The 20,047-nt window shown below is 71.1% G+C and carries 16 protein-coding genes and 1 pseudogene; 12 read left to right on the top strand and 5 right to left on the bottom strand.

The features are described from left to right. Positions 1-39: 39 nt before the first annotated feature. Complete coding sequence (gene xylA / locus ACGF5O_RS30230) at positions 40-1,206, bottom strand: xylose isomerase (RefSeq protein WP_393813035.1); 1,167 nt, start codon at positions 1,204-1,206, stop codon at positions 40-42. A 227-nt stretch (positions 1,207-1,433) separates the two neighbouring features. Between xylA and xylB the strand changes: the two genes are divergently transcribed. The 9 genes and pseudogenes from xylB to ACGF5O_RS30185 all read left to right on the top strand — a co-directional run. Continuing rightward, entirely contained in the window at positions 1,434-2,879 is a 1,446-nt protein-coding gene (gene xylB / locus ACGF5O_RS30225) for a xylulokinase (protein WP_393813034.1), read from the top strand. An 84-nt stretch (positions 2,880-2,963) separates the two neighbouring features. Beyond that, complete coding sequence (locus ACGF5O_RS30220; RefSeq protein ID WP_393813033.1) at positions 2,964-4,172, top strand: ROK family protein; 1,209 nt, start codon at positions 2,964-2,966, stop codon at positions 4,170-4,172. A gap of 101 nt (positions 4,173-4,273) precedes the next feature. Further along, positions 4,274-4,765 (top strand): NUDIX hydrolase, encoded by a 492-nt coding sequence (locus ACGF5O_RS30215; protein WP_393813032.1) that lies wholly within the window; start codon positions 4,274-4,276, stop codon positions 4,763-4,765. 161 nt (positions 4,766-4,926) lie between these two features. Next, positions 4,927-6,414, top strand: a complete 1,488-nt coding sequence (locus ACGF5O_RS30210) for an APC family permease (protein ID WP_393813031.1) — start codon at positions 4,927-4,929, stop codon at positions 6,412-6,414. Beyond that, positions 6,411-7,424, top strand: a complete 1,014-nt coding sequence (locus tag ACGF5O_RS30205) for an acetamidase/formamidase family protein (protein WP_362579036.1) — start codon at positions 6,411-6,413, stop codon at positions 7,422-7,424. Before ACGF5O_RS30210 ends, ACGF5O_RS30205 begins: the two co-directional genes overlap by 4 nt. A 51-nt stretch (positions 7,425-7,475) precedes the next feature. Beyond that, positions 7,476-8,078 (top strand): N-acetylmuramoyl-L-alanine amidase, encoded by a 603-nt coding sequence (locus tag ACGF5O_RS30200; RefSeq protein ID WP_393813030.1) that lies wholly within the window; start codon positions 7,476-7,478, stop codon positions 8,076-8,078. Positions 8,079-8,180: 102 nt separating this feature from the next. Beyond that, positions 8,181-9,437: a GAF domain-containing protein gene (locus ACGF5O_RS30195; protein ID WP_393813029.1), complete on the top strand. Its 1,257-nt coding sequence runs from the start codon at positions 8,181-8,183 to the stop codon at positions 9,435-9,437. Between the two features lie 96 nt (positions 9,438-9,533). Continuing rightward, positions 9,534-11,057, top strand: a complete 1,524-nt coding sequence (locus tag ACGF5O_RS30190) for an aldehyde dehydrogenase family protein (RefSeq protein WP_393813028.1) — start codon at positions 9,534-9,536, stop codon at positions 11,055-11,057. Between the two features lie 1,369 nt (positions 11,058-12,426). Continuing rightward, a pseudogene (locus ACGF5O_RS30185) lies at positions 12,427-12,621 on the top strand (IS701 family transposase); the annotation flags it as partial. A gap of 228 nt (positions 12,622-12,849) precedes the next feature. Here ACGF5O_RS30185 and ACGF5O_RS30180 read toward each other — a convergent pair. Together ACGF5O_RS30180 and ACGF5O_RS30175 are read right to left on the bottom strand one after the other, a co-directional pair. Next, entirely contained in the window at positions 12,850-13,506 is a 657-nt protein-coding gene (locus ACGF5O_RS30180) for a response regulator (RefSeq protein ID WP_393813027.1), read from the bottom strand. After that, the gene (locus tag ACGF5O_RS30175; RefSeq protein ID WP_393813026.1) at positions 13,503-14,666 is read right to left on the bottom strand and encodes a sensor histidine kinase; all 1,164 of its coding nucleotides are present in this window, start codon (positions 14,664-14,666) and stop codon (positions 13,503-13,505) included. The genes ACGF5O_RS30180 and ACGF5O_RS30175 overlap by 4 nt, the downstream gene beginning before the upstream one ends. A 172-nt stretch (positions 14,667-14,838) precedes the next feature. Between ACGF5O_RS30175 and ACGF5O_RS30170 the strand changes: the two genes are divergently transcribed. After that, positions 14,839-15,621 (top strand): hypothetical protein, encoded by a 783-nt coding sequence (locus ACGF5O_RS30170; RefSeq protein WP_393813025.1) that lies wholly within the window; start codon positions 14,839-14,841, stop codon positions 15,619-15,621. Between the two features lie 6 nt (positions 15,622-15,627). Here the strand turns inward: ACGF5O_RS30170 and ACGF5O_RS30165 are convergent, their stop codons facing one another. After that, positions 15,628-16,317, bottom strand: a complete 690-nt coding sequence (locus tag ACGF5O_RS30165) for a response regulator (RefSeq protein WP_393813024.1) — start codon at positions 16,315-16,317, stop codon at positions 15,628-15,630. Further along, positions 16,314-18,008, bottom strand: a complete 1,695-nt coding sequence (locus tag ACGF5O_RS30160; protein ID WP_393813023.1) for an ATP-binding protein — start codon at positions 18,006-18,008, stop codon at positions 16,314-16,316. The genes ACGF5O_RS30165 and ACGF5O_RS30160 overlap by 4 nt, the downstream gene beginning before the upstream one ends. A gap of 235 nt (positions 18,009-18,243) precedes the next feature. Here ACGF5O_RS30160 and ACGF5O_RS30155 point away from each other — a divergent pair, with 235 nt between their 5' ends. Both ACGF5O_RS30155 and ACGF5O_RS30150 read left to right on the top strand, forming a co-directional pair. Beyond that, on the top strand, positions 18,244-19,104 hold the full coding sequence (locus tag ACGF5O_RS30155; protein WP_393813022.1) for an ABC transporter ATP-binding protein: 861 nt from the start codon (positions 18,244-18,246) through the stop codon (positions 19,102-19,104). Then, complete coding sequence (locus tag ACGF5O_RS30150; RefSeq protein WP_393813021.1) at positions 19,101-19,982, top strand: ABC transporter permease; 882 nt, start codon at positions 19,101-19,103, stop codon at positions 19,980-19,982. Before ACGF5O_RS30155 ends, ACGF5O_RS30150 begins: the two co-directional genes overlap by 4 nt. The last annotated feature ends 65 nt before the right edge of the window (positions 19,983-20,047 follow it).

The raw sequence follows: 20,047 nt of genomic DNA, 5'->3' as shown, positions 1-20,047 counted from the left end.
GCGTCGCCGCGGAGGCGGCCGTCACGCGCGCGTGCGTGTTCAGCCCCGGGCGCCCAGCAGGTGGTCCATCGCCAGCTGGTCGAGTCGCTCGAAGGCCATCCCGCGTGCGGCGGTCGCGTCCGCGTCGAACTCCTCGAAGGCCGTGCGGTCGGCGAGGAGGGCCTGGAGGCCGTCCGCGGCGGTCGGCTGGGCCAGCTGGTCCAGCCGGGAGGCGCGCAGGGCCTCCTGGACCTCCGGGTCGGCACGGAAGGCGGTCGCGCGCTCCTTGAGGATCAGGTAGTTGCGCATGCAGCCGGCGGCCGACGCCCACACGCCGTCGAGGTCCTCGGTCCGCGGCGGCTTGAAGTCGAAGTGCTTCGGGCCGGCGTAGCCCGCGCTCTCCAGGAGGTCGACCAGCCAGAAGGCGGCGCGCAGGTCGCCGGCGCCGAAGCGCAGGTCCTGGTCGTACTTGATGCCGGACTGGCCGTTGAGGTCGATGTGGAAGAGCTTGCCCGCCCACAGGGCCTGCGCGATGCCGTGCGGGAAGTTCAGGCCGGCCATCTGCTCGTGGCCCACCTCGGGGTTGACGCCGTACAGCTCGGGGCGCTCCAGGCGCTCGATGAAGGCGAGGGCGTGGCCGACGGTGGGGAGCAGGATGTCGCCGCGCGGCTCGTTCGGCTTGGGCTCGATGGCGAAGCGCAGGTCGTAGCCCTGGGAGGTGACGTACTCGCCGAGGAGGTCGAAGGCCTCCTTCATGCGGTCGAGGGCGACCCGCACGTCCTTGGCGGCGCCGGACTCGGCGCCCTCACGGCCGCCCCAGGCGACGTACGTCTCGGCGCCCAGTTCGACGGCCAGGTCGATGTTGCGGATGGTCTTGCGCAGCGCGTAGCGGCGCACGTCACGGTCGTTCGCGGTGAACGCGCCGTCCTTGAAGACCGGGTGGGTGAAGAGGTTGGTGGTGGCCATCGGCACCTTCATGCCGGTGGCGTCGAGGGCCTGCCGGAAGCGCTTGATGTGCGACTCGCGCTCGCTGTCGGAGGACCCGAAGGGGATCAGGTCGTCGTCGTGGAACGTCACACCGTGGGCGCCCAGTTCGGACAGGCGCTGGACCGTCTCGACGGGGTCGAGGGCGCGACGGGTGGCGTCGCCGAACGGGTCCCTTCCCTGCCAGCCGACGGTCCACAGGCCGAAGGTGAACCTGTCCTCGGGGGTGGGCTGGAAGCTCATGCCGCGGCTCCTTGCTCGGGGGCTGTGCTCGATGACTGCGGTGGATGACCGATGGACGACTGTCGTGTCGCCTATTTCGTCATCGCGGTTTACAAATTAGTATGCCGACGCGTCCCTGGGAAGGGTCACCCTGTCCCCGAAGGACGAAAACCGGGTCGCGACACCCCGACGAGCCGGGAAAACTGCAGGTCAGATACGCCGCGAGCCGCGGAAAAAGGGAGAGCCCGATGTCAGCAGCCGAGGGTCCGCTCGTCGTCGGCGTGGACACGTCCACCCAGTCCACCAAGGCGCTGGTCGTCGACGCGTCCACCGGCGAGGTCGTGGCGAGCGGCCAGGCACCGCACACCGTGACCACCGGCACGGGCCGGGAGAGTGATCCGCGCCAGTGGTGGGACGCGCTGTGCGAGGCGCTGCGCCAGTGCGGGGACGCCGCGCACGAGGCGGCGGCCGTGTCGATCGGCGGGCAGCAGCACGGTCTGGTCACCCTGGACGGGCACGGCGAACCGGTGCGGCCCGCGCTGCTCTGGAACGACGTCCGCTCGGCGCCCCAGGCCCAGCGGCTGATCGAGGAGCTGGGCGGCCCGAAGGCCTGGGCGGAGCGCACCGGGAGCGTGCCGGGCGCGTCGTTCACGGTCAGCAAGTGGGCCTGGCTGGCGGAGCACGAGCCGGAGGCGGTCCGGGCGACCAGGGCCGTACGGCTCCCCCACGACTACCTCACCGAGCGGCTGACCGGGCTGGGCACGACCGACCGCGGCGACGCCTCCGGCACCGGCTGGTGGGCGTCGGCGACCGAGGCGTACGACGCGGAGACCCTGGCCCACGTGGGCCTGGACCCGGCGTTCCTGCCCCGGGTGGTCCGGCCCGGCGAGGTCGCCGGCACCGTCCGGGACAGCCATGACCTGCCGTTCTCCAAGGGCACCCTGGTGGCGGCCGGCACCGGCGACAACGCGGCTGCCGCGCTGGGCCTCGGACTGCGTCCGGGCACCCCCGTGCTGAGCCTCGGCACCTCGGGCACGGTGTACGCGGTCTCCAGGCACCGGCCCGCCGACCCGACCGGCACGGTGGCGGGCTTCGCCGACGCGCACGGCGACTGGCTGCCGCTCGCCTGCACCCTGAACTGCACCCTCGCGGTCGACCGGGTCGCGGCGCTCCTCGGCCTGGACCGCGAGGCCGTCGAGCCCGGCACCTCGGTGACCCTGCTGCCGTACCTGGACGGCGAGCGCACCCCGAACCTGCCGAACGCCTCCGGCCTGCTGCACGGCCTGCGCCACGACACCACCGCGGGCCAGCTCCTCCAGGCCGCCTACGACGGCGCCGTGCACGCCCTGCTGGGCGCTCTGGACCTGGTGCTCGACGAGGACGCCGACCGGACCACCCCGTTGCTGCTGATCGGCGGCGGCGCCCGGGGCCGGGCCTGGCAGGAGACGGTACGGCGGCTGTCGGGGCGGCCGGTACAGGTACCCGAGGCGAAGGAACTGGTCGCCCTCGGCGCCGCCGCACAGGCGGCCGGACTGCTCACCGGAGAGGACCCGGCAGCGGTGGCACGGCGCTGGAACACGGCCGCCGGGCCCGTGCTGGACGCGGTGGAGCGGGACGCCGCGACGCTGTCCAGGATCTCCGGGGTACTCTCCGACGCGGCCCCGCTGCTGGAGCGGGCGCCGGAGAACCGCTGACCGGCAGAGGACCGCCGAGAGGCTTCGAAAGGGTTCAAGAGGATTCGAGAGGATCCCGGAGAGTCCCAGAGGATTGATGGAGGCATGACCGCACCGCTGCACGAGGCCCGCCCGACGGCGACCGGCCGTGCCCTGCCGGACACCCAGCAGGGCATGCGCCGGCGCAACCTCGCGCGCGTGATGCACGCGGTCAGCGCGGAGGGCTCGCTGTCGCGGGCCGCGGTCGCCTCGCGCATCGGCCTCACCAGAGCGGCCGTGTCGACCCTCGTCGACGAGCTGATCCGCTGGGGACTCCTGGAGGAACTGGGGCCCGAGCGGCCCAGCCGGGTCGGGCGGCCGGGTTCGGCGCTCGCGGTGAGCGGGCACGGTCCGGCCGGCCTCGGGGCGGAGATCGGGGTCGACCATCTCGCCGTGTGCGCGGTGGACCTGCGCGGCGAGGTACGCGCGCGTGCCGAGCGGCACGGCGCGAACCGGGGCCGGGATCCGCGCCCGGTGCTGGCGGAGCTGACCGGTCTGGTCCGGCGGGTCGCGGCGGACGCGGAACGGCACGGTCTGTGGCCCGCCGGTCTCGCGGTCGCCGTCCCCGGCCTGGTGGCCCGCGACGGGCACACGGTCGTCCACGCCCCGAACCTCGACTGGCACGACACCGACCTGGCCGCGCTGCTGCCCGCCGACCTCCCGCTGACGGTGGACAACGAGGCCAACTTCGGCGCCCTGGCCGAGCTGTGGCTCGGGGACGCGACGCCCCCCGACTTCCTGCACGTGTCGGCGGAGATCGGCATCGGCGCCGCCGTCGTGGTGGACGGACAGCTGCTGCGCGGGAAACGCGGTTTCGCGGGCGAGCTCGGTCATGTACCGGTCCACCCCGACGGACCGCGCTGCGCCTGTGGCGGGCGCGGGTGCCTGGAGCAGTACGCCGGCGAGGAGGCGGTGCTGCGCGCGGCCGGCCTCGAAACCCGCGAGGACGCGGTCGGGCTGCTCGCGCAGCGGGCGGGCGCCGACCACGAGGCCGTGCGACGGGCCCTGGAGGACGCCGGCCGGGCCCTGGGCATCGCCCTCACCGGCGCCGTCAACCTCCTCGACCCCGAGTCCGTGGTCCTGGGCGGGGCCCTGGCCGGTCTCGCGCCCTGGCTCCTGCCGTCCCTGGAAGCCGAACTGGCCGACCGCACAACGGGTCCGGCCTGCCCGGTGTCCGTCTCCCGGCTGGGCTCCGAGGGCCCCCTCCTCGGCGCGGCCCACTCGGTGATCCGTGCCGTCCTGGACGATCCGGCGACCGTCGCTGAGCGGGTCTGACCGAGACGCGCCCGGAAGTCTCCGCCTTCGCGCCCGCGGGTTCGGGACGGCCGTGCCCTGGGGAGGCACCCTGAAGTTCCGTCGGACTCCGGGAGGTTGGCGTGGCCGAGTGGGTTCCCCGCGAGGAGTGGATCAGGACCCAGCCCCAGGCTCTCATCGCGTCGTGCGTGTTCATACGGGACGAAGGTGATCGGGTCCTGTTGTTGCGCTACGGCCCAGGCCAGCCGGTGGCCGGCGAGTGGTGGCTGCCGGGCGGGATGCTCGACCACGGCGAGGATCCCCTGACCGCGGCGCGGCGGGAGATGCTGGAGGAGACCGGCATCGTTCTCGGTCCGGCACCCAGACTGCTCGGTATCGACCACCGGGCCGACGTGGACGGCACCGGCCCCGTGCTGGACTGCTACTTCGACGGCGGGATCCTCGCCGAGGGGACGGCGGTACGGCTCAGCGACGAGCACGACCGGCATGCGCTGTTCTCCCTGCCGGAGTTGGCGGCGACGCCGCTCGTCGCGCCGTTCTCGGCCCTCGTCGCGCTCCATTCGGCGGCGAGTTCGGGTTCCTGCGTCTGCCTGCGGGAGGGAGAGCCCGTGTGAGGCGCGCACTCCCTTCACCCGTCCGGGTGCGGAGGTTGTCCACAGTCGCCGCTCCGTCCACGGAACCCCCGGGCGCTCTTCTGCCCAACCCGCCAGCGCCGTACCGTGATTCACGCGAGGCATCCGCTTGATCGAGGGGAACACGCACATCGGGGGGACGTATGTCGGGAGAGGCGACCGCAGGACTGCGGCGGGACGCGGTCGGGTTGCGGGAGGTGCTGTTCCAGAGCGTGACGGCGATGGCGCCCGCCGCCGCCGTCGCCGCGTCCATTCCGGCGGGTGCGGCCTTCGCCGGAGGCAGCCTGCCGCTGGCCGTGCTGATCGCGCTGGTCGCCTGTCTGTTCACCGCCTCGTGCGTGGCCGAGCTGGCGCGCGAGCTGCCCGCCGCCGGCTCCGTGGCCACCTACGCGGCACGGGGGCTGCATCCCGCCGTGGGGTTCCTGGTCGGCTGGGGATACGTGTTCGTGGAGGCGCTGGTGCCGCCACTGCTGCTGCTCCAGCTCGGGTTCACCGCGGCGGGGACCCTGCACGACGAGTGGGCCTCCTATCCGGCCGGCCTGTGGTGGCCGTGGGCGCTGGCCGGCGCGGCCGTCATCGCCGTCGCCGGGTATCTGGGGGTGCGCGCCTCGGCCCGCTTCGGGACCGTCCTCGGGGTCTTCGAGATCGCGGTGTTCCTCGTCTTCGCAGGATGGCTGATCATCCGGGCCGGCGACCACAACACCCTCTCCGTGTTCGGCACTTCGCACACGGCGGACGGCTACGGAGGGGTCGGCGGGGTCTTCGCCGGTTCCGTCTACACCGTGCTGGCGTTCGCCGGCTTCGAGGCGGCCGCGCCGCTCGCCGAGGAGACCCGCGACCCGCGCCGCACGATGCACCGCGCGGTGCTCGGCGCGGCCCTCGGGATCGGCCTGTTCTACGTGGTGACGACCTATGCGATGACCGTGTACTTCGGCCCCGGCCGGTTCGCCTCCTTCGGGGCGGCTGGCGACGCCTCCTGGGAAGGCGTCGCCCGGGCCTCGTTCGGCCTCTTCTGGGTGCTGGTCTTCCTCGCGGTCGTGAACTCGACGATCGCCAACGCCAACGCCTGCGCCAACGTGTCCACGCGGACGGCCTTCGCCCTGGCCCGCATCCGGGTCCTGCCGCGCGTCCTCGCCACGCTCCACCCCCGGTACCGCTCCCCCGTCGCCGGAATCGCGGTCCAGACGGTCGTGGCGGTCGGCGCCGTGCTGGGGCTGGGCTTCGGCTACGACCCGGTGACCGCGTTCCTGTTGCTGGCCACGGTGATCGTCACGGTCGTCATCGGCGTCTACATCGTCGTCAACCTCGCCTGTGCCGGCTACTTCCTGCGCCGCGGCCGACCGTCCCTCAAGCCCGTACGGCACCTGCTCCTCCCGCTGCTGGGCATCGTGGCCTTCGTCCCCGCCCTGCTCACCGCGGCCGGGCTGCCCGTCTTCGACTTCGTGACGAGGCTGACCGCCCCGGTGTCGTACGCCGGTCCGGTGGTCGGGGTGTGGATGGCGATCGGAGCGGTCGTCCTCCTGGTACTGATCCGGCGTCACCCCGAGCGCATAGCCGAGACCGCGCGGGTCCACCTCGAAGACGACACACCACGCACCGCCACCGCACAGAACGGAGCACCACCGCGATGACCGACCCCCGGATCCTCACCGTCCGGCCCGGACCGGACGACTACGCCTGGACGTTCGGCGGGGCGCCGCCGGTGGCACGGATCGCGCCCGGCACCGTCCTCGACCTGTACACGGAGGACTGCTTCGCCGGCCGGGTGCGGTCCGAGAAGGACCTGGTGTCCGAGGTGTGCGAGTTCCCGTTCCTCAACCCGCAGACCGGGCCCTTCCACATCGAGGGCGCGGAGCCGGGCGACACCGTCGCCGTGCACTTCGTGTCGATCGAACCGGCCCGGGACTGGGCGGCGTCGACGACGGTCCCCCTGTTCGGCGCGCTCACCTCCACGCACACCACCGCCACGCTCCAGCCGCCGCTGCCCGAGACGGTCTGGATCTGGCAGCTGGACCGCACCCGGCGCACGGCCCTCTTCCGGGCGCACGAGGGCGGCATCGAGCTGGAGCTGCCGCTGGACCCGATGCACGGCACGGTCGGGGTGGCCCCCGCCAATCTGGAGGTGCGCTCCGCCCTGGTGCCGGACGCGCACGGCGGGAACATGGACACGCCCGAGATGCGGGCCGGCGTCACCTGCTACCTCGGGGTCAACGTCGAGGGCGCGCTGCTCAGCCTCGGTGACGGGCACGCCCGGCAGGGCGAGGGCGAGACCTGCGGGGTGGCCGTGGAGTGCGCGATGAACACCGTGGTGATCGTCGAGCTGCTGAAGGGGATCGCGACGCCGTGGCCCCGGCTGGAGTCGGACACGCACATCGTCTCGACGGGCTCGGCGCGTCCGCTGGAGGACGCCTTCCGGATATCGCAGCTCGACCTGGTCCAGTGGCTGGTGCGCGACTACGGGTTCGGCGAACTCGACGCCTACCAGTACGCGACCCAGACGGTGGAATCGCCGTTGGCCAACGTGTGCGACACCAACTACACGTGTGTGGCCAAGCTCCGCAAGGAGTGGCTGCCCGCGCGCGAGACTTACCGCGGACTGCATGCGCGACTGCGCGAGACGGCGGCGGCCCTGCGCCGCTGACCGCCCTCGATCCCCCGTGCTTCGAGCACGCTTCCGAAAGGCACCCCATCCATGGACCGGGCACGACCGCTCCCCAGCAGGCGACGGCTCCTGAAGGGCGCGGCCCTCGCCGCCGTCCCGTACGCGCTGCTCCCCGCGGGCCGGGCGGGCGCGCAGACCGGGGTCGTCGACTATCCCTCGGCCGAGTGGCAGGCGGCGAGCAGCGAGAACCGGACACCGGCCCAGCGCCCCTACGAGTACGCGATCGACCGGGTGATCATCCACGTCACGCAGCAGTCGTACGCCGGCACGCTGTCCATCTTCCAGAACCCGAAGAAGCGGGTGTCCGCGCACTACCTGGTCCGCTCGGCCGACGGGCATGTCGCGCAGTGCGTGCGGGAGACCGACGTGGCCTGGCACGCGGGGAACTGGGAGTACAACACGCGGAGCATCGGCATCGAGCACGAGGGCTGGGTGGACAGTCCGGAGTACTTCACCGACGCCCTGTACCGGGAGTCGGCGCGGCTGACGGCGTCGATCTGCGAGAGATACGGCATCCCGAAGGACCGCGAGCACGTCATCGGGCATGTCGAGGTGCCGGGGACCGACCACACCGATCCGGGCAAGCACTGGGACTGGGCGCGCTACATGAGGCTGGTCGGCCAGGCGGAGTGAGACCGGTGGGCCGGTCCTCGCAGCGAGGCCGGTCGAAACGGTTGTCGGCGCGAACACCCCGCGTGACGATGTCCCCAGCCGCATCGCCGTCGGGAGGCCGAGTTGACCGATCCCTGGGTGGCCCTGGAGCCGGGGGCCGACCCCGCCGAGCGCGTCCGGGTGCTCCGCCGGGCACACGAGACGTTCACCACGGCGGGCACCGTGCCGCGTCCGGTGCGGTCCGTGGTGGCCGAGTCGTGGCGACGTTCCGCGCGGGCCGGGGTGGGTCCGGACGGCGCGGCGCGCGTGGAGCTGACGGACGGTGACCTCGGGGCGTACCGGGCGGAGCATCCGCTGGCCCGGGTGATGCCGCTGTTCCGGGAGCTGATGGGCACGTTCGCGGCGGACGGCGAGCATCTGCTGGCGGTGTGCGACGCGGACGGCAGGCTGCTGTGGGTCGAGGGGCATCCGGCGACCCGGCGCCGCGCCGACCGGATGAACTTCGTGCCCGGCGCCCGCTGGTCGGAGAGCGCGGTCGGGACCAATGCGCCGGGGACGGCGGTGGCCGTGGACCGGCCGGTGCAGGTGTTCGCGGCGGAGCACTTCATCCGCCGGGTGCAGCCGTGGACGTGCGCGGCGGCGCCGGTGCACGATCCGCGTACCGGGCGGGTGCTGGGTGCCGTCGACATCACCGGCGGCGACCGGCTGGCGCACCCGCACAGCCTGGGCTTCGTCCAGGCTGTGGCGCGGGCCGCCGAGTCACAGCTCGCGCTGCTGGATCCGCCGGTGCCCGCCGAAGAGGCGCCCGCGCTGACGGCGCTCGGCCGGGACGAGGCCGAGCTCCGTCTTGACGGCCGCCGGATCCGGCTCGGCCGCCGGCACAGCGAGCTGCTGGTGCTGCTGTCCCGCCACCCGGAGGGGCTGACCGGTGACGAACTGCTGTGCGCGCTGTACGAGGACGAGTCGGTGACGCCGGTGACGCTGCGGGCGGAACTGGTCCGGCTGCGCAGGCTGCTGGGCCCGGGGCTGCTCGCCTCCCGTCCCTACCGGTTGTCCGCGCCGGTCGAGTCGGACGCGACCGTGGTGGAGCGGCGGCTGGAGGCGGGCGCGGTGACGGCCGCCGCGGGGGCGTACACCGGCCCGTTGCTGCCGGGTTCGCAGGCGCCCGCGGTCGTACGGCTCAGGCGGCGGCTCGCGGACGGGCTGCGGGCGGCGCTGATCGGGTGTCAGGACCCCGACCTGCTGGCGGAGTGGGCGCACGCGCCGTGGGGCGAGGACGACGTCGAGGTGTGGCGGGCGCTGGCGGCGGTGCGGCCGACGGCGGTCGTACGGTCCCGGCTTGCGGCCCTGGAGGCGGAGCTCGCGGCGCCGGTCGGCTGACCTGCGGCGCAACGTGTCCGCAACGTCCGCTGCCCTAGCCTCCGCGCCGAGAGCTGTCCAACGGCGGGCAGCGCTTCTGCAAGGAGGCAGGCCACCATGACCCGTTACACGGCGCCCGGCACCGAGGGCGCGATCGTCTCCTACCAGGCGCGCTACGACCACTTCATCGGCGGCGAGTACGTGCCGCCGGCCCGCGGTCAGTACTTCGAGAACCCGTCGCCGGTGAACGGGCAGCCGTTCACCGAGGTGGCGCGGGGCACCGCCGAGGACGTGGAGCGGGCGCTGGACGCGGCGCACGCGGCGGCGGCGGGCTGGGGCCGTACGTCGGTGACGGAGCGTTCCGACATCCTCCTGAAGATCGCCGACCGGATGGAGGCCCACCTCGAACCGCTCGCGGTCGCCGAGAGCTGGGAGAACGGCAAGCCGGTGCGCGAGACGCTGGCCGCCGACATCCCCCTGGCGATCGACCACTTCCGGTACTTCGCGGGGGCGATCCGCGCACAGGAGGGTTCGCTGGGCGAGGTCGACGACGACATGGTGGCGTACCACTTCCACGAGCCGCTCGGGGTCGTCGCGCAGATCATCCCGTGGAACTTCCCCATCCTGATGGCGACCTGGAAGCTCGCGCCGGCCCTCGCCGCCGGGAACGCGGTCGTCATCAAGCCCGCCGAGCAGACCCCGGCCTCCATCCACTACTGGATGAGCCTGATCGCGGACCTGCTGCCGCCGGGCGTGGTGAACATCGTCAACGGGTTCGGCGTGGAGGCGGGCAAGCCGCTCGCGTCCAGCCCGCGGGTGGCGAAGGTCGCCTTCACCGGCGAGACCACCACCGGGCGCCTGATCATGCAGTACGCCTCGGAGAACATCAAACCGGTCACGCTCGAACTGGGCGGCAAGTCCCCGAACATCTTCTTCGACGACGTCTGGGCGCACGACGACGACTTCCGGGACAAGGCCCTCGAAGGCTTCACGATGTTCGCGCTCAACCAGGGCGAGGTCTGCACCTGCCCGTCCCGCGCCCTCGTCCAGCGCGGCCACTACGCCGAGTTCATGGAGGCGGCGGTCGCCCGCACCCGCCTGATCAAGCCGGGGCACCCGCTCGACACCGACACGATGATCGGCGCCCAGGCCTCCAACGACCAGCTGGAGAAGATCCTCTCCTACCTGGACATCGGCCGGCAGGAGGGCGCGAAGATCCTCACCGGTGGCGAACGCATCGACTACGACGGCGAGTTGAAGGGCGGCTACTACGTCCAGCCGACCATCTTCGAGGGCGACAACCGGATGCGGATCTTCCAGGAGGAGATCTTCGGCCCGGTGGTCTCGGTGACGTCCTTCGACGACTTCGACGACGCGATCAAGATGGCCAACGACACCCTGTACGGGCTCGGCGCGGGCGTCTGGACCCGCGACATCAACACCGCGTACCGCGCGGGCCGTTCGATCCAGGCCGGCCGGGTGTGGACCAACTGCTACCACGCGTACCCGGCACACGCCGCGTTCGGCGGCTACAAGCAGTCGGGGATCGGCCGCGAGACGCACAAGATGATGCTGGAGCACTACCAGCAGACGAAGAACATTCTTTGTTCATACAGCCCTCAGAAGCTTGGGTTCTTCTAGAATCTCAAGTTGGGTGCCTGAAAAGAGCTTTACTCTTTCAGGCACCCACAGGGCGCAGCCACTTTCCGTCACTGGTCAGCAACTTTCCGGACCCGTTCACCACGAATCTGTGCCCGCCCCGGATCAGCCACGGACCAGCTGGGGCACTACGGTGCCCTCCTCGGCGCAGAAGATCGAGTTCCGCTGGGAGCGGGAGTCAGGCTTCCCGGGCCCACTGTTGAGTGCCGGGCGGCCCGTCGAGGACGGTTGGGACGCACTCCAGCAACTGGAGTCGACCGAGAACGACGTGGAAACGGCCCACGAGGCCAGCCTAGAGCAGCGATCGGCACACCGAATCGGAGACGGCGACGGAGTCACATCGGGAGCCTCAACAAGCTCACTGAAATCGTCGGCCGCAGCACCGTCCAGCAGAGCAATAGCCTTCGCGTCCACGCCTCCAACCAGGTAGGTGGGGACGCGAGCATCGCCGGCCGAACTCAACCTCGCCATAACGGCAGTGGGCGCCATCTCCCGCGAAAGCAGCTATGCCCTGGGGCGAGGTCGACGCGTCGATCGCATTCAGCGTTGTCACCCTCCGGCCCGGTGTCTGCTTCACGCAAACGCTGGATGTGACAGCGTCGCACTCCTGTGGAGGACTTCGAGAAGTCCTCCGCAGAGGCCTTTCCTACTTCCTCGTCGCTGACTGCTGCCACGAAGCCAGCCTGTATCTCAGCCTCGAACCCTCCACCCGCTGCCGTTTCATGGTCCATTGGGAGGCAGTTGAGCATCGCACCTTCACCTTGCATGGCTCCGAAGGCTTCACCCGATGGCGGGCCCTGGAAGGTTTGCCTTTCGCGGCTTCGCCCCAGCTGGAGCGCACCTGCTCCACCTTCCCAACCCGTCGACGGGGGACCGGGGTTGTCGTACGATGCCGAAGCTCAACGACCGAAGGGCCATGGAAACAAATTGCGGCGGCGATTGGCGAGTACGCTACGCACCATTCGCTTGGGACTATCGTGCCGGCGCCGACCGTAGTGGATCTCGGCGTGCACCTCGGCGGGTGCGAGTCGTGGATCGTCGTCTGCGACCTGGAGGATGTAACGGGTCTTGGCCGGTTCTAGTTCGATGTCGTCTCGTGGAGGACGGAGCCGGAGGGGCCGACGGACACGGGGACCGGAATTGTCGAAGTAGACCACACGCGCTTCCCCCCAAGCGTCCCTGGACAGGCCGACGCCGGGGGGCCGCAGCACCGCAGGTCCATGACTGATCTGCTGTTCCGGCCGACGGGTCGGTGGCCACAGGGAGGTGCAGGTCGCGACTGCCGTATATGTCGCGGTCCTGGACCCCTTGCCCATGTTCCGGTGTGGCGTCGCAGCATCCTTGTCGAGTCTGGGGCACCCTGACCGTGCTCGCTCACGCCTTCCTCGCCGTCGTCCGCGCCGACGAACACGCCCGCCATCCCGCCCCGGACGAGCTGATCCCGCTCACCTGCAACGAGATCCAGCGACTGTTCACGACGCTGATCGTCCGGCCCATGCGCGATGCAGCCCACCGGCTCCGCTGGTCCGCCTGGCTGGAGTACTAACAGAACGGGCGCTGGGGCCTGCGGGTACAGGTATCTTGACGCGCCGTCGGTGATGAACCGTGTCGGGGAGCACTTCAGTAGCTCCGGAAAATACCGCAGGCCATCGGGCCACCTTGTCGCACTCCGGTTCGCCCAGCGACGCCGTCCGCGTCCGATGAACCGCTCCATCAGGGCCCGCGAGGCAGGCCAGGCCACCACCGTTCCCTTGCGGCGGTGAAGCGGTCCGGCTCAGTGCGGGCGCAGTCGGTGCTCGTAGGCGAAGATCACGACCTGCACCCGATCCCGGAGCTGCAGCTTGGCCAGGATGCGCGTGATATGGGTCTTGACGGTGGCCTCGGTGAGGTGGAGGCGCTGGGCGATCTCCGCGTTCGTCAGGCCGGTGGCGATGACGTGGAAGACGTCCCGTTCCCTGGCCGTCAGCTGGGCGAACAGCGCGCCGGCCGCCTCGTCACGGGGCCAGGGCGCGGCCTTGGCGAAACGGTCGACGAGGTCTCGGGTGATGCGCGGGGTGAGGACGGCATCGCCGCAGGCCACAGCCCGGATCGCCTCATGCAGCACGGCCGGGACGACGTCCTTGAGGAGGAATCCGCATGCGCCCGCCCGCAGCCCCTCGAACGCGTACTCGTCGAGGTCGAAGGTGGTCAGGATGAGGACGCGGCACGGCGAGGTGTCCGTGATCCGACGGGTGGCCTCGATGCCGTCCATCATGGGCATGCGGACGTCCATGAGGACCACGTCCGGCGCCGTCCGCCGGACGAGGTCGACGGCCTGCCGGCCGTCGGCGGCCTCCCCGACGACCGTGATGTCCGGCATCGTGCCGAGGAGGCTGCGGAACGCCATGCGGACGAGCGCCTGGTCGTCGGCGAGGAGGACCTTGATGGTCATCGTGACTCGCTCAGCTTCAGTTCACCGGAGACCCTCCAGCCTGTGGCGGTGGGTCCCACCGTCAGGTCGCCGTCGAACAGGGCGACGCGCTCCCGCATGCCGGTCAGGCCGTTGCCGGTATGAGTGTCCGGGCGGGGACCGGAGACCGGTCTGCCGTCGTCGGTGACGGTGAACACGACCCGGCGGGGATCACGGAGCAGGACGATGTCTACCTTCGATGCCTCCGTCGCGTGCTTGACGACGTTCGTGAGTGACTCCTGCACGATCCGGTAGAGGGTGGTCTGCACTTCGGCGTCCAGTTGCTGCTCGGTGCCGGACTCAGTGAGGCTGACGTCCAGCCCTGTGCGACGGGCCTCGTCCACCAGGGTCTTGAGCGAGCCCAGGTCGGGCTGTGGTGCCCGGTCGGCCCCGTCCTCCGCCCGCAGGACTCCCAGCAGGCGGCGCATGCCGGTCAGGGACTGCCGGCCGGTCGAGGCGGCGTGGAGCATCTGGTCGCGGGCACCGTCCGGATCGGTCGCCGTCGTGGCCGCGGCGGCCTCCGCGAGCGCGACGACGACGACCAGACCGTGGGCGACGATGTCATGCATCTCCCGTGCGATGCGGGTGCGTTCGGCCGCCGCGGCCAGCTGGGACTGCTGTGCGCGTTCCTGCTCAAGCCGCTGGGCGCGGTCCTCCACCGAGACCAGGTAACGGCTCTGCGCCCGCACGGTCGTCCCCAGGAAGAAGGCCGCCGCGGCCAGGCCGGTGAGCACCACCACGACGTCATTGATGCTGCCCGGCGGCCCGAACCGCACCGCCACCACACCGGCGCCGGCCGCTACAGCGAGCGCCGCGCTCAGCGAGTACCGCAGGCTGCGCTCGGCGGCGACGGTGTACAGGGCGACGAGGACGGCCGACTCGGCCAGCAAGACGGTGCCCAGGGCCCAGGTCAGCACGGCCATCACCCAGCAGCACCAGAAGACGGCGACCGGGGCCCGGCGGCGCAGCACCAGCGGTGCGATCACCGCCGCCGCCAGCGTCCAGTCCATCGCACTGGCCCGGTTGTAGAGCAGTTCGTGGACCGCGACGGCGGCGCAGACGAGGGGCGGCCCGAACACCAGCAGGGGCGCGAGGGCCGGCCCGCGCACACGCTCCAGGAATTCCGGGCCGATCGAAATCACGCTCCTGAGGCTACGGGACACCACCGCACCGGACATCAACCGAAGGTCGTACACCCGCGGAAATTAGCGACCATCGGCTGACGCGCCACTCCCACCCGCATTTCTAACCTCGCCGAAAGGACATCCCCAAAAAGCCACACAGAGAAATCACAGAGAAGTGCGAGGGTCGGAAATGAAACAGGGATCAGTGGAGAATGCGCCGACGAAAGTCGCCGAGGCCACCGCCCTCTTCTGGATCGTCAAGGTCCTCACCACCGGCATGGGTGAGGCCACCTCCGACTTTCTCGGCCAGTGGAGCCTGTGGCTGTCCGCCGGGACGAGTGCCGCCGCGCTGGTGGCCGCATTGTGGTGGCAGTTCCGTTCCTCGCGGTACCACCCGGCGCCGTACTGGTTCACCGTCGCGATGATCGCGGTCTTCGGCACCGCCGCCGCGGACTGCTTCCGCATCGGACTGCACGTACCCCTGCCTGTCACGACGACCGGCTACGCGATCGCCCTGGCCGGTTGCTTCGCCGCCTGGTACGCGACCGAGCGCACGCTGTCGATCCACACCGTCACCACGCGCCGTCGCGAGGTCTTCTACTGGCTGACCGTGCTGCTCACCTTCGCCCTGGGCACCGCCGCCGGCGACCTCACCGGCTTCTACCTCGACCTCGGGTTCGTGAACTCCGCGCTGCTGTTCGGCGCGGCGATCATCGTGCCGTGGCTGCTGCACCGCTTCGCCGGACTCAACGCCATCGTCGCGTTCTGGGCCTCGTACGTCCTCACCCGCCCCCTCGGCGCCTCAGTCGCCGACTGGCTCGGCATGGACAAGCCGCTCGGCACAGGTGTCGGCTTCGGCACCACGGCGATCCTCGCCGCGCTGGTGTGCGCCGCCCTGGTCGGCTACCTCGCCCTGTCCCACCCGCGCGACGATCACGACGCCCCGGCTCTCACTCCAACCGCTCTGCCCTGATCCGGCTCAGTGCGCGACGCGGTAACGGTGTTCGGGACGTCCGGTGGCTCCGTAGCGCAGTTCGAGGCGGACCATGCCCTCCTTGACGAGGTAGGAGAGATAGCGCTGGGCCGTGGCACGGGAGACCCCGGTGCGTTCGGCGGCCTCCGCGGCCGACAAGGCGTCGCTCGTGGTGCGCAGGGTCTGGTGCAGCAGGGCGAGCGTCGGCGCGGAGTGGCCCTTGGCGGGGACGCGCGGCACGGCCGGCGGGCGGGCGGCGCTGAACAGGGCGTCCACGTCGGCCTGGTCGGTCTCCGGGACTGTGCCGAGAGCGTCCATACGGTGCTGCAGCTCGCGGTAGGCGGTGAGCCGCTCGGCGAGGTCGGGCGCTCCGAAAGGTTTGACCAGGTAACCGACGGCGCCGAGTTTCATCGCGCTCCGCACCGAGCCGATGTCCCGGTCGGCGGTGATCATGATGACGTCGGGACGGTCGCCGCCCTCGTCCGCGCTCAGCCGGCGCAGCACGTCGAGTCCGCTGCCGTCCGGCAGGAACACGTCGAGCAGCAGCAGGTCCGGGTGGAGGTCGCGTACCGCGTCGAGTGCCGCATCCACGGTGGCCGCCTGGCCGACCACCTCGAAGCCCTTGACGCGGGACGCGTAGTCGCAGTGGACGCGGCTGACCCGGAAGTCGTCGTCCACCACCAAGGTGCGGATCACCAGCGGTCACCTCCTGCGACGCTCTCGCGCGCTCCGACCGGCACCGGCGGAGCCGTCGTGAACAGGGCGTCCTGCGGAGCCGGGGCGATGCCGGGCACGGGCAGCATCAGAGTGAAAACCGCGCCCTGCCCCTCGGTGACCGTGATCGTGCCGCCGTGCCGCTGGACCAGCCGGTGGACGAGAGCGAGTCCGAGGCCGCGCCGCGCGGTGCCCCGGTCCGGACGGGTCGACCAGCCGTCCTCGAAGATCGACTCGATGGTGCCCGGCGGGATGCCCGGCCCGGTGTCCGCCACCTCTACCCGCACCACGTCGACGGCCTCGATCAGCGACAGCCGCACCTCGGGACCGCCCGGCCGTGCCGGTCCGGTCGCGGCCGCGTCGATCGCGTTGTCCAGCAGGTTGCCGACGATGGTCAGCAGCCGGCGCAGATGCGGCGGGTTCTCACCGAGGGCGGAGTCCTCGCTGAGGACGATCCGCACCCCGCGTTCCGCGGCCACCGTGACCTTGGCGACGATCAGTCCCACGAGCAGCGGATTGCCGATCCGTTCCCGTACGGATTCGGTCAGCGCCTGCTCGGCGCCGGCCGTCTCGACGGCGAACTCGTAGGCTGCGTCGTGATCGCCGATGTCCAGCAGGCCGGCCATCGTGTGCATACGGTTGGTGAACTCGTGCTGCTGGGCGCGCAGCGCGTCGGTGAGCCCGCGGACCGAGTCCAGTTCGCGCAGCAGCCCGATGAGTTCGGTGCGGTCGCGCACGGTGACCACCGCGCCCAGTTCACGGCCGTGCAGGGCTACCGGCATCCGGTTGACGACCAGGCAGTGGTCGTCGGTGAGCACGCTGATGTCGCTGCCCGCCAGGGTGCCGTCCAGGGCGCGGCGCAGCCGCCCGTCCGGCAGTACCTCCTCCAGCGTGCTGCCGAGCGCGGTACCGAGGCCGAGCAGTTCACGGGCCTCGTCGTTGACCACGGTGATCCTGCCGTCGGGGTCGAAGGCGACGACTCCCTCACGGATACCGTGCAGCATCGCCTCCCGGTCCTGCAGCAACCCGGCGATCTCCTCCAGTTCCAGCCCGAACGTCGTCCGCTTGAGCCGCCTGGCCAGCAGGAACGCGGCCATCGAGCCGAGCGCGACAGCGATGGCGCTGTACACGCCGAAGGTGGGCAGCTCGCGCCACAGTTCGCCCAGCACATAGTGCTCGGGAATGCCCGCGGAGACCTCGCCGACCAGCTTGCCGGTGGGCCCGTACAGCGGAGCCTTGCCGTTGGCGGAACGCCCGGTCGCGCCCTGGTCGGTACCGACCTGGGGCCTGCCGTCCAGTACCACGATCGGGTCGCCCGTCGGTTCGCCGATCAGCGCCGGGTCGGGATGGGAGTGGCGGATGCCGCGCAGGTCGAGCACGACCACGTACGACGCCCCGGACGCCTTGCGGATCCGTTCGGCCACGGTCTGCACCACGTCGCCGCCGCCACCGTCCTGCATGGTCTGCCGGATCTGCGGTTCGGCGGCCGTGGTCTGCGCGATGTCGAGGGCCCGCTGCTCGTAGGCACGGTCGATCTCGCCCCGCTGCGCGAACGCGAACAGCACGAAACCGATCAGCCCGGTCAGCGCCAGGATGGCCAGCTGGTTGGCCAGGATCCGCGCGGAGAGCCGCCCCTTCCCGCCACGGTCGAGCAGCATACGGATGGGTTTCACCGGTGTCTCTCGCCTGTCGTACGGCTGCCGGGCGCGGCCTCTGCGCCGTACCCGTGGTGGCGTGATTGTGCCCCCGCTCCCGGCCCGCTGCCCAGCCCCGGTTCGCTGAGCAGAACGAGCAGAAGCCTGGCTTACACGGCTAACGCGGGATACGGATGAAACAGCGACGTAACACCCGGCGGCCTCTAGCGTCTGCCTTCCTCGATCCCCGAGGTTAGGAAGGAGACGGCTCCAGATGGCTTCGCGAAACGACGCCGCGGTGCGCCCGGCCGCCGAGAAGGACGGCCAGGACAGCGCGCGAGTCGAGATATCCGGGCTCACCAAACGATTCCTGACTCCTGCCGGTGAGGTGTTCACGGCGCTGCAGGACGTCTCGTTCACCGTGGAGCCCGGCCAGTTCTGCGCGGTGGTGGGCCCGACCGGTTGCGGCAAGTCGACGACGCTGGGCATGGTGTCCGGGCTCGACCGGCCCAGCGAGGGCTCGGTCCGGGTCGGGGGCCGCGAGGTGGACGGGGTCACCGACGGCGTCAGCTTCATGTTCCAGGCCGACGCGCTGCTGCCCTGGAAGACCGTGCTCGGCAACGTGCTGATGGGCCCCGTCTTCCGCGGGGTGCCCAAGCAGCAGGCCCAGGTCTCGGCACGCGACTGGCTGCGCCGGGTGGGCCTCACAGGGTTCGAGGACCGCTACCCGCACCAGCTCTCCGGCGGGATGCGCAAGCGCGTGGCCATGGCCGCGGCGCTGATCAACGAACCCCGGATCCTCATCATGGACGAGCCGTTCGGCGCCCTGGACGTGCAGACCAAGGCGATCATGTCGACCGAGCTGCTCGGTCTGTGGGAGCAGATCCGCCCGTCGGTCATCTTCATCACCCACGACCTCGACGAAGCCGTCGCACTCGCCGACCGGGTCGTCGTCATGACGTCCAGCCCCGGATCGGTCAAGGCGGTCTTCGACATCGACCTGCCCCGCCCGCGCGGCTCGGTCCAGGAGATCCGCTTCCAGCCCCGCTTCATCGAACTTCAGCACCAGATCTGGGACTCGCTACGCGAGGAGGTGGAGCGCGCCTACGCACGCACCGCAGGAGGTACGGCATGAGCACGGCGTCCGCAGTTTCCCCCGCCCCCGTCGAGGGCAGCGCACAGCTTTCCGCCGGGGCCGCCGCCAGACGCGCTCGCCGGCGCCGCGTCGCCCTGGTGTGGGCGGGCCGCCTCGGCCTCGCGGTCCTGGTCATCGGCGGCTGGCAGGCGTTCACCACCTGGGGAATCGTCGACCCGTTCTTCTTCGGGCAGCCCTCCGGCATCGCCAAGCGGCTGATCGACCTCTTCCGGCACGGCACCGAGTTCGGGTCCTTCTACGCCAACATCTGGACGACGATCCAGGAGGCACTGGTCGGCTTCGCCCTCGGGGCCGTCACCGGCGTGGTCTTCGGTGTCGCACTGGGCCAGAGCCGCTTCCTCGCCGATGTCCTCGGCCCCTACATCAAGATGGTCAACGCGATCCCGCGGATCGTCCTCGGCTCGATCTTCATCGTCGCGTTCGGCATCGGCGTGCTGCCGAAGATCCTGCTCGCCGCGGTGCTGGTGTTCTTCATCGTCTTCTTCAACGCCTTCCAGGGCGTGCGTGAGGTCGACCGCAACATCCTCGCCAACGCCAGGGTGCTCGGCGCCTCCCAACTGCAGATCATCCGGCACGTCACGGTGCCCTCCGCGCTGACCTGGATCATCGCCAGCCTGCACAGCGCCTTCGGCTTCGCGATCGTCGGCGCGCTGGTCGGCGAGGTGCTCGGCGCGCAGAGCGGCCTCGGCCTGGTCATCAAGACCGCGCAGAACAACTTCGACCCCAACGGCGTGTTCGCCACGATGCTCGTCATCTCGGTCATCGTGCTCGGCGCCGAGTGGGTGATCGGCAAGCTCGAACACCGGCTGCTGTCCTGGCGCCCGCCGGCCCCCTCCGAGGCGTCCAACGCCCTCTGACCCGGCCCCTCCCCTCCCCTCCCCTCCCCTCCCCTGCCCTGCCCTGCCCTGCCCTGCCCTGCCCT

It is taken from the genome of Streptomyces sp. NPDC048291 (assembly GCF_043201715.1).
Classification (GTDB): Bacteria; Actinomycetota; Actinomycetes; order Streptomycetales; family Streptomycetaceae; genus Streptomyces.
This window is presented reverse-complemented; position numbering and strand designations above follow the sequence as displayed.

Excerpts from the sequence above, each read along its gene's own strand:
- ACGF5O_RS30170 (WP_393813025.1), top strand. The coding sequence starts at position 14,839 with ATGAAACAGGGATCAGTGGAGAATGCGCCGACGAAAGTCGCCGAGGCC.
- ACGF5O_RS30180 (WP_393813027.1), bottom strand. The coding sequence starts at position 13,506 with ATGACCATCAAGGTCCTCCTCGCCGACGACCAGGCGCTCGTCCGCATG.
- ACGF5O_RS30200 (WP_393813030.1), top strand. The coding sequence starts at position 7,476 with ATGGACCGGGCACGACCGCTCCCCAGCAGGCGACGGCTCCTGAAGGGC.
- ACGF5O_RS30205 (WP_362579036.1), top strand. The coding sequence starts at position 6,411 with ATGACCGACCCCCGGATCCTCACCGTCCGGCCCGGACCGGACGACTAC.
- xylA (WP_393813035.1), bottom strand. The coding sequence starts at position 1,206 with ATGAGCTTCCAGCCCACCCCCGAGGACAGGTTCACCTTCGGCCTGTGG.
- xylB (WP_393813034.1), top strand. The coding sequence starts at position 1,434 with ATGTCAGCAGCCGAGGGTCCGCTCGTCGTCGGCGTGGACACGTCCACC.
- ACGF5O_RS30190 (WP_393813028.1), top strand. The coding sequence starts at position 9,534 with ATGACCCGTTACACGGCGCCCGGCACCGAGGGCGCGATCGTCTCCTAC.
- ACGF5O_RS30155 (WP_393813022.1), top strand. The coding sequence starts at position 18,244 with ATGGCTTCGCGAAACGACGCCGCGGTGCGCCCGGCCGCCGAGAAGGAC.
- ACGF5O_RS30150 (WP_393813021.1), top strand. The coding sequence starts at position 19,101 with ATGAGCACGGCGTCCGCAGTTTCCCCCGCCCCCGTCGAGGGCAGCGCA.
- ACGF5O_RS30220 (WP_393813033.1), top strand. The coding sequence starts at position 2,964 with ATGACCGCACCGCTGCACGAGGCCCGCCCGACGGCGACCGGCCGTGCC.
- ACGF5O_RS30210 (WP_393813031.1), top strand. The coding sequence starts at position 4,927 with ATGTCGGGAGAGGCGACCGCAGGACTGCGGCGGGACGCGGTCGGGTTG.